At 36.8% G+C, this 386-nt stretch carries 1 protein-coding gene; it reads left to right on the top strand.

Annotation, left to right across the window (positions count from 1 at the left end):
- The coding region (locus NG904_RS16670) for a ferritin family protein (RefSeq protein ID WP_252232845.1) at positions 1 to 386 on the top strand (386 nt) is incomplete at both ends.

Genomic DNA, 386 nt, shown 5'->3' with positions numbered 1-386 from the left:
GTATATGAAGGAGAAGCAGCTCCAGAAAAATGTCCATTATGTGGAGTAGGTCCAGAAAAATTTGTAGAACAAAGTGGAGACTTAGCATTTGCAGATGAACATGTAATTGGAATAGGAAAAGATGTTGATCCAAGAATAGTAGAAGGATTACAAGCAAACTTTATGGGAGAATGCACAGAAGTAGGAATGTATCTTGCAATGTCAAGACAAGCAGATAGAGAAGGCTTCCCAGAAGTAGCAGAAGCATATAAGAGAATAGCATTTGAAGAAGCAGAACATGCAGCAAAATTCGCTGAATTATTAGGTGAAGTAGTAAATGCAGATACAAAGAAAAACTTACAATTAAGAGTAGATGCAGAACATGGAGCATGTCAAGGAAAGAAAGA

Origin of the sequence: Clostridium sp. ZBS15, from assembly GCF_023845705.1 — a bacterium.
Classification (GTDB): Bacteria; Bacillota; Clostridia; order Clostridiales; family Clostridiaceae; genus Clostridium; species Clostridium aquiflavi.
The sequence above is the reverse complement of the archived record's forward strand: the minus strand, read 5'-3'. Positions and strand labels throughout refer to the sequence as shown.